Here is an 11,936-nt window from a genome sequence, read left to right on the forward strand (position 1 = left end):
TACCCTCTCCCGCCGGGAGAGGGTTTACGATCAGGTTCCCTGAAACTGCAGCTTCGCCAGCCGCGCATACAACCCGCCCTTGGCCGTCAACTCGGCGTGCGTGCCCTCTTCGACCACCTGACCGCCGTCCATCACCACGATGCGGTCGGCCCTCAGCACGGTCGCCAGACGGTGGGCGATGACCAGGGTGGTGCGTTCGGACATCGCCTGATCCAGAGCGGCCTGCACCAGACGCTCGTTCTCGGCGTCCAGCGCGCTGGTCGCCTCGTCCAGCAGCAGGATCGGCGCCTCGCGCACCAGGGCGCGCGCGATGGCCAGACGCTGGCGCTGGCCGCCCGACAGGCTCTTGCCGCGCTCGCCCAGCGGCGTGTCGAAGCCTTCCGGCAGGGCGTCGATGAAGCCGAGCGCCTGAGCCTCGGCGGCGACGGCGCGGGCTTCCTCCAGCGTAGCCGCTTCGCGGCCGAAGCGGATGTTCTCCAGCGCCGAGCCCGAGAACAGCGGCGCCTCCTGCGACACCCAAGCGAAGCGGTTGCGCACATCGACCGGATCGGCCGCGCGCACGTCCACGCCGTCCACCGACACCAGGCCCGACTGCGGGTCATAGAAACGCAGCAGCAGGCGGAAGACCGTCGACTTGCCTGCGCCCGACGGCCCGACCAGAGCCACCGTCTCGCCCGGCCGCACGGTCAGGCTGAAGCCCTTCAGCGCCGGCAAGTCGGGGCGGCCCGGATAGGCGAAGTCCACCGCTGACATCGACACCTCGCCGCGCGGCGGTTGAGGCAGGGCGACCGGGCTGGCGGGCGGCGCGATGGCGGGGGTCGCCCGCATCAGCTCGTCGATCCGCTCCATGGCCCCTGCGGCCTTCTGCACGTCGCCCCAGCTTTCACCCAAGGCGCCGACAGCCCCCGCCGCGAACACCGACAGCAGCACGAACTGCAACAGAGCGCCCGGCGTCATGGTCCCGGCGATCACGTCCTGCGCGCCCAGCCACAGCACCAGGGTCACGCCGCCGAACATGACGACGATGATCATGGCCGTCATCACCGCCCGCGCCCGCATCCGCTTCAGGGAGACGCCGAACGCCTCCTCCACCGCCGCGCCGAAACGGCCGATGGCGCTCCTTTCACGACCGAAGGCTTGAACCGTCTCGATGGCGTCGACGCTTTCCCCGGCGAAGCCCACGGCCCCGGCGAATGTGTCCTGCGACTTCACCGTCAGGCGGCGCACGACCCGACCGAACAGAAACAGCGGCACGATCAGAAGCGGCACGATCAGCAGGACAAAGGCCGTCAGCTTCGGACTGACGAAGAACAGCAGGATCACCCCGCCGATCAGAGTCAGCAGGTTGCGCAGCGCATAGCTGATCGAGGTGGTCAGCAGGGTGTCCACCAGCTGGATGTCCGTGGTCAGGCGCGACAGCACCTCGCCCGTGCGCATATGGGCGAAGAAGACGGGGTCCAGGGTCAGGATGCGCTGGAACAGCGCTTGACGCAGATCAGCGATGATCCGCTCGCCCGTCTTGGTGACGTAGAAATAGCGCAGCGCCGTCGCCAGCCCCAGGATCACGGCGTTCAGGCCCAGGATCAGGAACCACTTGTCAATATGGGCGCCGCCGCTCTCGAACCCCTGGTCGATGGCCCCGCGCGCCGTCGCCGTCAGAGCCAGGGAGGCGACGGTCGAACCGATCAGCCAGATCGCCGAAATGCCTGCGTCCATCCTGTGCCGCCCCAGGAAGGGCAGCAGCCGCCCGAGGGGACGAATGTTGCGGCTCTTGGCGCGCTTGCCGCCCGCCTCTTCCATCTGCTCGGCCAGAACGGCCCCGGCGCCGGGGCGGCCTGTCGGTTGAGCGTGGCGTTGGGGTTCTGCGTGGGTCATGGCCGCGCTCTTGCCCCGGAACGCCCCCCGGTGTAAACGCCGCCCCTCGCTCCCGTCGCGCCCTGCGGCGGGATTCTCTATTTACGCGCAGTGACGGTCGGCATCGTCGTCGCGCAGAGACGGACAAGATCGATGAAAGCGGACACGCACCCCGACTACCACTTCATCACTGTTGTGATGACCGACGGCACCACCTACCAGACCCGTTCGACCTACGGGAAGGAAGGCGCCACGCTGAACCTGGACATCGACCCGACGTCTCACCCGGCCTGGACCGGCGGCAACCAGCACCTGATGGACCGCGGCGGCCGCGTGTCGCGCTTCAACAACAAGTTCGGCGGCTTCATCAAGAAGTAAGCCACGCTTGGTGCGACAAGTTCGCCACAAAAGCGCCGGTCCGAGGGCCGGCGCTTTTTTGTTGCCCGGAACGCCGATAATATGAACGCGTTCGATCATTTGGGGCGTGGACGCTGGGTCCGGGCCTGATCGGACCACATGAGTTGCAGACGATGAACCGACGGGAACTGGGCCTTGGCGTCGCCACGACGAGCCTGACGCTGGCGGCGGCGAGCGGAGCGCTGGCCCAGACGCGCACCACCGATCCCCAGATCTTCATCGCGGGCTTCGACGCCCAGGCCGGGCGCCTGCCCGCAGCCCAGCAGGCCGAGGTCCGCGCCGTCTACCAACTGACCCAGGGCAAGCCGATCTGGACGGCCGATCGCCTGCGCGTGCTGCAGGAAGTCGCCGCCGGCGCCGAGCGCCATGGCCTGCCGGCGGGAGACTTCTTCGACTTCGTCGGCCTGGCCGCCGACCGCGAGACGGCCGAGATCCGCACCACCGCCGCCGCCCTGGCCTACGCCCGTGTCCTGGCCGAGGGCCGCATCCGGCCCGAGACGGTCGAAGAGCTGTGGGAGATGCAGAAGAACAGCGTCGACCTGCCGCGCGGCCTGGTCGACGCCGTGGCCGCCAACACGCTGAGCCAGTGGTTCGACGCCCTGCCCCCCACGGACCTGGGCTACACCAATCTGTCGGCCGGCTACGCCCGCTATCGCCGCATCGCCCGTCAGGGCGGCTGGCCCGCCTTCCGCCTGAGCAGCGGCACGATCGAGCCGGGGAGCAGCGATCCGCGCATCCCCGCCCTGACCGCGCGCCTCGCCGCCGAGGGCGACCTGAGCGCCGCCGCCGCCGAGCGGCTGAAGGGCAACCTGGCCTATGGCTCCGAGCTTCAGCAGGCGGTTCGCAGCTTCCAGACGCGTCACGGCCTGGGCTCCGACGGCCGCGTCGGCCCTGCGACCCAGCGTTCCCTGACCGCCACGGCCGAGGACCGCGCCCGCCAGATCGCCCTGAACCTGGAGCGTCGCCGCTGGCTGAAGCGCGAACTCAACCCCGAGCGGATCGAGGTCAACACCGCCGCCGCCATCATGGTCTACTGGAAGGACGGCAAGCCGGTTCACTCCAACCGCGTCATCGTCGGCACCGCCGCCAACCAGACCCCCAGCCTTGAAAAGCCGTTCGCCTCGGTCGTGGCCAATCCGCCGTGGACCGTGCCCATGGGCATCGCCCGGCGCGAGATCCTGCCCAAGGGCCCCGGCTACCTCGCCGCCAACGACATGTACGTCAACGCCGACGGCTGGGTGGTGCAGCGCGCCGGGCCGAAGTCGTCGCTGGGCAATGTGAAGTTCGAGTTGCAGGACAGCTACGCCATCTTCCTGCACGACACCCCGGCGCGGGGCGCCTTCAACCTGTCGGTGCGCCAGCGCAGCCACGGCTGCGTGCGGGTGCAGGACGCCATCGGCTTCGCCCGCCTGCTGCTGTCGCCCGACCCCGAACGCCTGGCCGTGTTCGACGCGGCCCAGGCCAGCGGCGAGACCAAGCGCGTGACCACCGGCCGCAACATCGGCGTGCGCCTGCTCTACTGGACCGCCTTCGTCGACGGTCAGGGCCGCGTCGCCTTCCGCGAAGACGTCTACAAGCGCGACGCCAAGCTGGCCGACGCCCTGGGCATCGCCGTCAACCTGCCGCAGGTGGTGGCCGACGCCCCGATCGATCCGGACGAAGTGACGCCGTAAGCGAGGCGCTCAGCCGAAGGCGGCGCGCAGACGATCCATCTGACTCTGCACCGGATTGGCGGGCGCCGTCGCCGGCTCCACATACATCTGCCGGTCCAGGTGCAGCACGCGGTCGTAGAGCTTCTCGGCCCGCACGGCGTATTCGATCAGGGCGATCGGCAGGTCGCCGCGACGCGGCTCCGTCTCCATGCGGCGATCGGCCAGGCGGTAGCGGGGGTCGCCCGCCGCCTCGGCGCTCATATCCTGTTCACGCACGGCGCGCTGGACCAGCAGCCACGAGGCGATCTGCATCAGCCGCGTGGTCAGCTTCATGCTCTCGCCCGCATAGGACAGGGCCGCCGCCCGCGACAGCAGGCGCGAATCCTGGCGTCCGTCGCCATCCAGATAGGCGGCGGTCTCCTCGACCAGCTCCATGCCTTCGCGGAAGGTGCGCTCGAACAGCTCGGAGCGCGCGAAGTCCAGCACTTCGGCGCCGACAAGGCGCGCCGGGCTCGGTTCAGCTTCGATGGCGGTCACAGGCGTCTATCCACGAATCTCATGCATTCGCTCGCTGCAATCGTCATGCCACGGAAGCTGATCCGACGGGAGGGGGCGGCCGAAACCGTCCCCAACCCGCGCGCCTCAGCGGAAGTTGAACAGCGCATCGGCGGCGCTGCGCTGTGAAGACTTGCCCTGAATGGCGGCGCGCGCGCGGGCGATCTCGGCCTCCAGAGCGGCGATCCGCTCCTGAAGTTCATCCACGGCGTAGAGGTCCAGGTCTTCGCGCCCCAGGGCGGCGATGGCCTCGCCGCGCTGCGGCCGGGGCTCCAGATCTTCGAAACTCATCCTCGCCTCCTTGGCCATTACGGGCACGACCTCCTATGTGAACGCCGCATTGAACCGGAATGCAAGCAAGGGAGGCTGCACCATGCAGGCCATAGAGATCGAAAACGGACGCGGCCCCGCCGAGGCCCTGCGCCTGACGACGCGTCCCCTGCCCGTTCCGGGCCCTGGCGAAATCCGCATCCGCGTGCGCGCAGCGGGCGTGAACCGCCCGGACATCGTCCAGCGCGAGGGCCGCTATCCGCCCCCGCCGGGCGCCTCGGACATTCTGGGGCTGGAGGTCGCGGGCGAGGTCGACGCCCTGGGCGAGGGCGTGACGCGCTGGACTGTCGGCGACAGGGTCTGCGCCTTGCTGGGCGGCGGCGGATACGCCGAATACGCCGTGGTCGACGCCCGCCACGCCCTGCCGATCCCGGACGGCCTCGACTTCATCCAGGCCGCCGCCCTGCCCGAGACCGCCTTCACCGTCTTCGCCAACGTCTTCGAGGGCGGCGGGCTGAAGTCGGGCGAGACCCTGCTGATCCACGGCGCCACCAGCGGCATCGGCGTCATGGCCATCCAGATGGCCAAGGCGGCGGGGGCCCGCGTCATCGCCACCTCGCGCGGCGCCGCCAAGGCCGAGGCCGCCCGCGTCCTGGGCGCCGACGTCAGCCTGGACGCCGCCCAGGACGACCTGGCCGCCGCCATCCAGGAGGCAGGCGGCGCCGACGTGGTGCTGGACATGGTTGGGGCCGCCTACGCCGAACTGAACCTCAACGCCCTGAAGCCCGGCGGACGCTGGGTGGTGATCGCGACCCTGACGGGCGCGCGGGCCGAGGTCGACCTGATGCGGATCATGTTGAAGCGGATCGTCCTGACCGGCTCGACCCTGCGCAGCCGCCCGGCCGATGAAAAGGCCCGCCTGGCCGCCGCCGTCGAGGCGACGGTCTGGCCCTGGATCGCCTCCGGCGCCGTGCGGGCCCAGGTCGAGGCGACCTTCCCCCTGGCCGAGGCCGCCGCCGCCCACGCCCATCTGGAAGCCGGAGCCCACGTCGGCAAGGTCGTGCTGCTGCCCTAAAAGGAAAAAGGCGGGAAGCCGAAGCCTCCCGCCCTATCCGTCAACCGTCTCTACAGCCTACCAGCGGCCGCCGCTGCGGGCCGGACGCAGGGACGAGATCTTGTCGTTCATCCCCGTGTTGCGCAGGTCGCGCATATCGCCGCGCACGATCTCGCAGCGACCGCGATAGTTGGCGTCCTCGCAGACCTCCCAGCTTCCCCGCGACAGGCGGATCGAGCTGATCGCATCGTTCATGCCCAGGTTGCGCAGGTTCGGGACCTCGTTGCGGAAGCTCATCGACTGGCCGCGATAGTCGGCGTCGCGATAGACGGTGATCGAGGACTGGCCCCAACCGCCGTTGCCAGGCCGGCCGTCGTTCCACCCGCCGCCCGGGCGCCCCGGACGGCCGCCGTTCTCGAAGTCGCCCTGGAAGCGGCCGCAGGCCAGACGGCCGTCGCGGTTGACGATCTCTTCACTGGAGCAGCGCGCCAGTTCGATCGAGGTTTCGCGCATATTGCCCCGCATGTCGCGGCAATCCGCATAGAGGCGGCCGCGATTCACATAGGCCCCCGAGCAGCTCTGGACGTAGGAGCCGCGCGGCGCGCCGCGCGCCTGAACCTGGGCTTCCGCCGAACTCACGTTCACGACGGAGAAACCGCCCGCCGCCATGACCAAACCTGCCGCTGCAACCACGAACTTCTTCATGACACGGTCTCCTTCGAGATCTCTCCCGGCGCACAACGCGCCTTGGCCCTGAATGTTCATCATGCCAGATGAACCTTCGCTGTATGAGGGCGACAGACGACGTTTTCATTTCAACTGAAATCACCTATAAAGGTCTTCTCGCGCCCGGCCGAAAAGGTCGGGCGCCGTCGATTCAAACGCCCGTTTTTTGGGCCGCAACCGCCGGGATCCATGCCCATGACCGACATCCTGATGCCCAAGGCCACCGCGGTCTGGCTGGTGGACAACACCTCGCTCTCGTTCGAGCAGATCGCCGACTTCTGCGGCCTGCACCCGCTCGAGGTGCGCGGCATCGCCGACGGCGACGTGGCGCGCGATATCCGCGGCGCCGATCCCATCGTCAACGGCCAACTGACCCGCGAAGAGCTGGACAAGGCCCAGAACGACGAAAACTACCGCATGAAGGCCGTGGTCAGCCGCCACGCCGAACTGCTGAAGCCGGCCAAGTCCGGACCGAAATACACGCCGGTCTCGCGCCGTCAGGACCGTCCGGACGCCATCATGTGGTTCGTCCGCAACCACCCGGAAGTGACCGACGCCCAGATCGCCAAGCTGCTGGGCACCACCAAGGCCACGATCGAGAGCGTGCGCAACCGCACCCACTGGAACTCCGCCAACATCAAGCCGGTCGATCCTGTGACCCTGGGCCTGACCGGCCAGCTGCAGCTGGACGAGGTGGTCCGCAAGGCCGCCGACAAGAAGGCCAAGGACGACGCCAAGAACGGCGTCCTCCAGCCCGTCGAGCCTGAGGTCGAGCCGGAAATCGTCGCTGAGGAAGAGGCCGAGCCGGACTATGGCTCGGGCGCCGAGCCCACGGCCGAGTCGGTGTTCGGTTCGCGCGACTGATCTCCTGTCGATCGACGGATACAAAACGGCCCCGGAAGAGCAATCTTCCGGGGCCGTCGTCATTTCAGGTGGGAAGCCCGCTAGTGGGTTCGGGATTCCAGACTGTTGATCTCTTCCTTAAGTCGCAGTTTTCGCTGCTTCAGCTCCCTGAGGTGTGTCGGGTCCGCGGTGGGTCGGCGCATCTCCTGCTGGATGGTCTCATCCAGCGACCGATGGCGATTACCCAATTCGCGAATACGAGCCTCGATGGTCATGGCTTGCGCCTCCATGTCTAAGGGACCACTACACTGAGCGCCCGGTTCGACGAGGTGTGGAATCACATTGCAGTGACCCTCGCCGCTCCGAACACGGACAGGTTGGAGACGAAATTGGCCGATGTTGTGAACACGACCGTTCGGGCGCCGGCGCCCTCTCGGCTAGTCGTTGGAATCTCTGGCGCTTCAGGCGTCGTCTATGGCGCGCGCGTGCTGGACGCCCTGCGCGAACTGGGCGTCGAGAGCCATCTGGTCGTCACCCGCGCCGCCCTGCTCACCTTGTCGCAGGAGACGGATCTCACCCCCGACGAGCTGACGGCCAAGGCGGACGTGGTTCATCGACTGAACGATGTGGGGGCGACCATCTCCTCCGGCTCCTTCCGCACCCTGGGCATGATCGTCGCGCCCTGCTCGGTGCGGACGATGAGCGAGATCGCCACCGGCGTGACCTCGACCCTTTTGACCCGCGCCGCCGATGTGACGCTGAAGGAGCGCCGCCCCCTGGTGCTGATGGTGCGCGAGACGCCGCTGCACCTGGGTCATCTGCGCACCATGACGGCCCTGGCCGAGATGGGCGCCGTCATCGCCCCGCCCCTGCCCGCCTTCTACGCCCGTCCCGACAGTCTGGAGCAGATGGTCGACCAGTCGGTCGGGCGAGCGCTGGACGTCTTCGGACTGGACTGGTCGGCCGTGCGCCGCTGGGAAGGGCTGAAAGGCGGGAGCGAGGCATGAGCGACGATCTGTGGACCTGGGCCTGCGCCGCCTACGCCGCGCCGGGCGCGGCCGAGGCCTGCCTGTCGCTTCAGGATTATCACGAGCAGAACGTGCCCCTGCTGCTGTGGGCCGCCTGGACCGCCGTCACAGGGCGTCGCCCCGACGAGGAGACCATCGAGGCCGCCTGCGACACCGCCCGCGCCTGGCAGACCACGACCATCGCCCCCCTGCGCGCCGTGCGCCGCACGCTGAAGACGCCCGTGCCGGACCTGGAGACCGACGCTCGCCTGGCCGTGCGCGAACAGGTGAAGGCCATCGAACTGGCCGCCGAGCGCCATCTGCTGAACGGGCTCGAAGCCCTGTCGCCCGCTCCGACCGGCGCGCCTCGCCCGCCCGTCGACGCCATGGCCGAAACGGCGCGCCTGTGGGATCGCGTCGTGCCGCGTCCGGCGCTCAGAACCCTGTCCGACCTGCTTCCGACCTGACGCCAGCTCAGCTATAATCCCCCGGTCCGGGGCCTGACGATGAACGACGACGAACCTTACCTGTCCGAAGAAGACGAGGCGCTGCGCGCCGAACTGGCCCGCCTGCTCCAGGAGCACGCCGACCTGGACGCCTCCATCGAGGCGCTCGGCCACATGCCCGCCCCGGATCAACTGATGATCGCCCGGCTGAAGCGCAAGAAGCTGGCCCTGCGCGACGACATCGTGAAACTTCAGGACCAGATCCTGCCCGACATCATCGCGTAGTAAAATAACGGCGGTTATTGACTCTTGTGTCGCTAGAGGTCGAGATGTGCTCGTAACCCACTGGCAGGAGAGAACTGATGCGTATGCGTAAGATTCGAAATGCCGTACTTCTAGCGTCCATCGTGATGACCACGTCGGCGCTGTCTGTCGGCGCCGGGGCCAAAGCCCCCGGCATCATGTACCATCGCACCTTCTACAGCGACGCCACCATGACTGTTCAGGTCGGCTGGTACCGCGACAAGTGCTGGAATGGGAACGTCGTCGCCTCACCGGTCCAAGGCGTCACTTCGCCGTATTATACCCTCGAAGCGATCGGCAGTTGCTCTGGAGGCTACTGGTAAGCTTGGGACGGAGGCGGCTCCACGCTGCCTCCGCGCCCACCCCCTAGAGCGGCAGGACCGAAGTGTCCTTGACCTCTTCCATCACCGCATAGGTGCGGGTCTCGCGCACGCCCGGCATGACGATGAGGGTGTCGGCCAGGAAGACGCGGTAGGCGGCCATGTCCCTCATCCGAACCTTGACCAGATAGTCGAAGCCCCCCGCCACCATGTGGCATTCCAGCACCTCGGGCGAGCGGCGGATGCGCTCGGCGAACTGGTCGAAGATGTCCGAGGTCGTGCGGTCCAGCAGCACCTCGATGAAGATCAGCAGTTCGCGCTCGGCGAACTTCGGGTCGATCAGGGCCGTATAACCGGTGATGACGCCGCGCTCACGCAGGCGGCGCACCCGCTCGAAACAGGATGACGCCGACATGTTGCAGGCGGCGGCCAGATCCTGATTGGTGATCCGTCCATCCTGCTGCAGCACCCGCAGGATGCGGCGGTCGGCGTCGTCCAGCTTGTATTCCCCAGCGCTCATGCGCTCTCCCCCTCTACGCTTTACAGAATCCCGACACTGACAAAGCCGCGCGTGATCCGCAACGCGTCTGTCAGTGTCGGAAGGTCGACGTCTGTCGACGTCGGCCCGGTCTCGATTATTGTCCCGAACGGGCCGCCGCCGCAGCCTGCTTGCTCTGGGCGATGAAGGCCTCCATCTCGGCGGTCATGGCCGGGATGGTGGCGACGCCGATGGCCAACAGATGGTCGTGGAAGGCGCGGATGTCGAAGTCGGCCCCCAGTTCCGCCTCGGCCAGACGGCGCAGGCGCACGATCTCGATCTCGCCCAGCTTGTAGGACAGAGCCTGACCCGGCCAGGTGATGTAGCGGTCGATCTCGGTGCCGACCTCATGGTCGGACAGGGCGGTGTTCTCGCTCAGGAAGGCCACCGCCTGTTCGCGGGTCCAGCCCTTGGAGTGGACGCCGGTGTCGATGACCAGACGCGCCGCGCGCCACATCTCATAGGTCAGGCGGCCGAAGTCCTCATAGGCGTCTTCATAGATGCCCATCTCGACCGCCAGCTTCTCGGTATAGAGGGCCCAGCCCTCGCCGAAGGCCGAGATGTAGGTCTGGGCGCGATAGTCGGGCATGGGCTCATGCTCGCGGCGCAGATTGCCCTGCCAGGCGTGGCCGGGGTTGCACTCGTGCACCGTCAGCGCCGGGATGTTGTAGCGCGGTCGCGACGGCAGGTCATAGGTGTTCAGCAGGCAGACGCCGTTGCCGCCCCGACCGGCCGTGTAATAGGGCGCGATGGCGTCCGGCACCGGGATCAGGCTGAAGGTGTCGCGCGGCTTCAGGTTGAAATACTGGCCGATCTTGCCGTCGACCTTCTTGATGACCCAGGCGCCGTGCCACAGCAGGTGCTCCGGCTTGTCATAATGGAACTGCGGGTCGGTCTTCAGAAAGGTGATGAAGTCGGCGAAGCTGCCGGTCCAGCCGGTGCTGCGCATCACCGTCTCCATCTCGGCCCGGATGCGAGCGACCTCGGCCAGGCCGATCTGATGGATCTGATCCGGCGTCAGGTTGACGCTGGTGTATTGGCGAATCTGCGTCTGATAGAAGTCATCCCCATCCGGCAGACGGTTGGCGCCCAGGGTGTCGCGCGCGCCCGGCACATATTCGTCTCGAATGAAGCTCAGCAGGGTGCGGTGCGCCGGCACGACCTGCTGCTGGATCACCTGGACAGCAGCGGCGCGCAAACGCGCCTTGTCCGCCTCGGCCATGGTCGCGGGCATGGTCAGGAAGGGCTTGTAGAAAGGATTCTGCGTGACGTCCGTCGGTTCCGTGACCGCCAGGATCGACACGTCGCGGCCCACCAGAGAGGCCTTCGGCTGGGTGAAGCCGCGCGCCAGGCCGGCGCGCATATTGGTGATCTGTTGATCGAAATAGCGCGGCGTGTCCCGCATCTGGGACAGATAGCGCTCATAGTCCTCGACCGAGGTGAAGGTCGCATTGCCCATCCCCGTCAGCGACGACCAGAACGAGCTGTCCGAGTTGAACGGCATCTCATAAAGCCGGTGACGGCCGTCATCGACGAAGTTGTCGATCTGATGCTTGTAGACGGCGTAGTTGGTGCGCTGGTTCGGCGACAACTGCTCGGGCGAGATGGCCTCGAGACGGCGCTGCACGGCCGTCCAGTATTCCAGACGACGCTGCTGGGTGGCGGCGCTGACGTCCGGCAGGGTGCTGGGTTTGGACGCCCGCGACGGAATCTCTTTCTGACGCCAGGCCCACTCCTCGTCGGCGATGGCCTCGAACTGGGCGTCCAGGGCCGAGGGCGCGGCGGCGGCCGAAGCCGAAGCGGCCCGGGCCTGTTGTGGAGCGGCTACGCCCCCTACGGCCAGAATTCCGACAGCGACCGCCAGGGCCCCGAAAGCAGTGAGAGACTTCATCGTCTTTCCCCCCGAAAAACACAGGGACGCCGGGCGGCGTCCGATAAGGCAAGAAGCCGC

15 protein-coding genes are annotated in these 11,936 nt (G+C 67.7%); 8 read left to right on the forward strand and 7 right to left on the reverse strand.

The genetic code is table 11. The annotated features are described in order from the left end of the window. Positions 1-30: 30 nt before the first annotated feature. The gene (locus tag ACWGL1_RS06610; protein WP_343828902.1) at positions 31-1,875 is read right to left on the reverse strand and encodes an ABC transporter transmembrane domain-containing protein; all 1,845 of its coding nucleotides are present in this window, start codon (positions 1,873-1,875) and stop codon (positions 31-33) included. A 132-nt stretch (positions 1,876-2,007) separates the two neighbouring features. Between ACWGL1_RS06610 and rpmE the strand changes: the two genes are divergently transcribed. Together rpmE and ACWGL1_RS06620 are read left to right on the forward strand one after the other, a co-directional pair. Further along, positions 2,008-2,232, forward strand: a complete 225-nt coding sequence (rpmE, locus tag ACWGL1_RS06615) for a 50S ribosomal protein L31 (RefSeq protein ID WP_003168899.1) — start codon at positions 2,008-2,010, stop codon at positions 2,230-2,232. Between the two features lie 152 nt (positions 2,233-2,384). Continuing rightward, complete coding sequence (locus ACWGL1_RS06620; RefSeq protein WP_291776599.1) at positions 2,385-3,944, forward strand: L,D-transpeptidase family protein; 1,560 nt, start codon at positions 2,385-2,387, stop codon at positions 3,942-3,944. Between the two features lie 9 nt (positions 3,945-3,953). On the opposite strand, the gene rcdA is transcribed toward ACWGL1_RS06620, so the two are convergent. Both rcdA and ACWGL1_RS06630 read right to left on the reverse strand, forming a co-directional pair. Then, positions 3,954-4,358 (reverse strand): protease adaptor protein RcdA, encoded by a 405-nt coding sequence (gene rcdA, locus ACWGL1_RS06625; protein ID WP_374558940.1) that lies wholly within the window; start codon positions 4,356-4,358, stop codon positions 3,954-3,956. A 207-nt stretch (positions 4,359-4,565) separates the two neighbouring features. After that, positions 4,566-4,769, reverse strand: a complete 204-nt coding sequence (locus ACWGL1_RS06630) for a DUF1192 domain-containing protein (protein ID WP_291776601.1) — start codon at positions 4,767-4,769, stop codon at positions 4,566-4,568. An 82-nt stretch (positions 4,770-4,851) separates the two neighbouring features. Here ACWGL1_RS06630 and ACWGL1_RS06635 point away from each other — a divergent pair, with 82 nt between their 5' ends. Then, a complete protein-coding gene (locus tag ACWGL1_RS06635) occupies positions 4,852-5,823 on the forward strand; it encodes an NAD(P)H-quinone oxidoreductase (RefSeq protein ID WP_452111547.1) in 972 nt (323 codons plus the stop codon). A gap of 57 nt (positions 5,824-5,880) precedes the next feature. On the opposite strand, the gene ACWGL1_RS06640 is transcribed toward ACWGL1_RS06635, so the two are convergent. After that, a complete protein-coding gene (locus ACWGL1_RS06640) occupies positions 5,881-6,507 on the reverse strand; it encodes a beta/gamma crystallin-related protein (RefSeq protein WP_291776606.1) in 627 nt (208 codons plus the stop codon). Positions 6,508-6,723: 216 nt separating this feature from the next. Here ACWGL1_RS06640 and ACWGL1_RS06645 point away from each other — a divergent pair, with 216 nt between their 5' ends. After that, on the forward strand, positions 6,724-7,392 hold the full coding sequence (locus ACWGL1_RS06645) for a DUF1013 domain-containing protein (RefSeq protein ID WP_291776608.1): 669 nt from the start codon (positions 6,724-6,726) through the stop codon (positions 7,390-7,392). An 80-nt stretch (positions 7,393-7,472) separates the two neighbouring features. On the opposite strand, the gene ACWGL1_RS06650 is transcribed toward ACWGL1_RS06645, so the two are convergent. After that, positions 7,473-7,646 (reverse strand): YdcH family protein, encoded by a 174-nt coding sequence (locus tag ACWGL1_RS06650; RefSeq protein WP_291776611.1) that lies wholly within the window; start codon positions 7,644-7,646, stop codon positions 7,473-7,475. A gap of 114 nt (positions 7,647-7,760) precedes the next feature. Here ACWGL1_RS06650 and ACWGL1_RS06655 point away from each other — a divergent pair, with 114 nt between their 5' ends. The 4 genes from ACWGL1_RS06655 (at position 7,761) to ACWGL1_RS06670 (ending at position 9,450) form a co-directional block, all read left to right on the forward strand. Then, entirely contained in the window at positions 7,761-8,378 is a 618-nt protein-coding gene (locus tag ACWGL1_RS06655; RefSeq protein WP_312219875.1) for a UbiX family flavin prenyltransferase, read from the forward strand. Beyond that, positions 8,375-8,845 (forward strand): TIGR02444 family protein, encoded by a 471-nt coding sequence (locus ACWGL1_RS06660; protein WP_452111548.1) that lies wholly within the window; start codon positions 8,375-8,377, stop codon positions 8,843-8,845. Before ACWGL1_RS06655 ends, ACWGL1_RS06660 begins: the two co-directional genes overlap by 4 nt. A gap of 39 nt (positions 8,846-8,884) precedes the next feature. Next, positions 8,885-9,109 (forward strand): YdcH family protein, encoded by a 225-nt coding sequence (locus ACWGL1_RS06665; RefSeq protein WP_025978184.1) that lies wholly within the window; start codon positions 8,885-8,887, stop codon positions 9,107-9,109. Between the two features lie 77 nt (positions 9,110-9,186). Next, entirely contained in the window at positions 9,187-9,450 is a 264-nt protein-coding gene (locus ACWGL1_RS06670) for a hypothetical protein (RefSeq protein ID WP_338578234.1), read from the forward strand. Between the two features lie 43 nt (positions 9,451-9,493). Here ACWGL1_RS06670 and ACWGL1_RS06675 read toward each other — a convergent pair whose 3' ends face one another. Together ACWGL1_RS06675 and ACWGL1_RS06680 are read right to left on the reverse strand one after the other, a co-directional pair. Then, a complete protein-coding gene (locus tag ACWGL1_RS06675; RefSeq protein WP_291776619.1) occupies positions 9,494-9,967 on the reverse strand; it encodes an Lrp/AsnC ligand binding domain-containing protein in 474 nt (157 codons plus the stop codon). A gap of 115 nt (positions 9,968-10,082) precedes the next feature. Continuing rightward, positions 10,083-11,876, reverse strand: coding sequence for a DUF885 domain-containing protein (locus ACWGL1_RS06680; RefSeq protein ID WP_452111549.1), 1,794 nt, complete (start codon positions 11,874-11,876; stop codon positions 10,083-10,085). Positions 11,877-11,936: the final 60 nt, after the last annotated feature.

Source organism: Brevundimonas sp. NPDC055812 (assembly GCF_053616535.1).

What these genes read in the sequence shown, in the direction of transcription:
- ACWGL1_RS06610 (WP_343828902.1), bottom strand. Translation starts at nt 1,875, where the DNA reads ATGACCCACGCAGAACCCCAACGCCACGCTCAACCGACAGGCCGCCCC.
- rpmE (WP_003168899.1), top strand. Translation starts at nt 2,008, where the DNA reads ATGAAAGCGGACACGCACCCCGACTACCACTTCATCACTGTTGTGATG.
- ACWGL1_RS06620 (WP_291776599.1), top strand. Translation starts at nt 2,385, where the DNA reads ATGAACCGACGGGAACTGGGCCTTGGCGTCGCCACGACGAGCCTGACG.
- rcdA (WP_374558940.1), bottom strand. Translation starts at nt 4,358, where the DNA reads ATGGAGCTGGTCGAGGAGACCGCCGCCTATCTGGATGGCGACGGACGC.
- ACWGL1_RS06630 (WP_291776601.1), bottom strand. Translation starts at nt 4,769, where the DNA reads ATGAGTTTCGAAGATCTGGAGCCCCGGCCGCAGCGCGGCGAGGCCATC.
- ACWGL1_RS06635 (WP_452111547.1), top strand. Translation starts at nt 4,852, where the DNA reads ATGCAGGCCATAGAGATCGAAAACGGACGCGGCCCCGCCGAGGCCCTG.
- ACWGL1_RS06640 (WP_291776606.1), bottom strand. Translation starts at nt 6,507, where the DNA reads ATGAAGAAGTTCGTGGTTGCAGCGGCAGGTTTGGTCATGGCGGCGGGC.
- ACWGL1_RS06645 (WP_291776608.1), top strand. Translation starts at nt 6,724, where the DNA reads ATGACCGACATCCTGATGCCCAAGGCCACCGCGGTCTGGCTGGTGGAC.
- ACWGL1_RS06650 (WP_291776611.1), bottom strand. Translation starts at nt 7,646, where the DNA reads ATGACCATCGAGGCTCGTATTCGCGAATTGGGTAATCGCCATCGGTCG.
- ACWGL1_RS06660 (WP_452111548.1), top strand. Translation starts at nt 8,375, where the DNA reads ATGAGCGACGATCTGTGGACCTGGGCCTGCGCCGCCTACGCCGCGCCG.
- ACWGL1_RS06665 (WP_025978184.1), top strand. Translation starts at nt 8,885, where the DNA reads ATGAACGACGACGAACCTTACCTGTCCGAAGAAGACGAGGCGCTGCGC.
- ACWGL1_RS06670 (WP_338578234.1), top strand. Translation starts at nt 9,187, where the DNA reads ATGCGTATGCGTAAGATTCGAAATGCCGTACTTCTAGCGTCCATCGTG.
- ACWGL1_RS06675 (WP_291776619.1), bottom strand. Translation starts at nt 9,967, where the DNA reads ATGAGCGCTGGGGAATACAAGCTGGACGACGCCGACCGCCGCATCCTG.
- ACWGL1_RS06680 (WP_452111549.1), bottom strand. Translation starts at nt 11,876, where the DNA reads ATGAAGTCTCTCACTGCTTTCGGGGCCCTGGCGGTCGCTGTCGGAATT.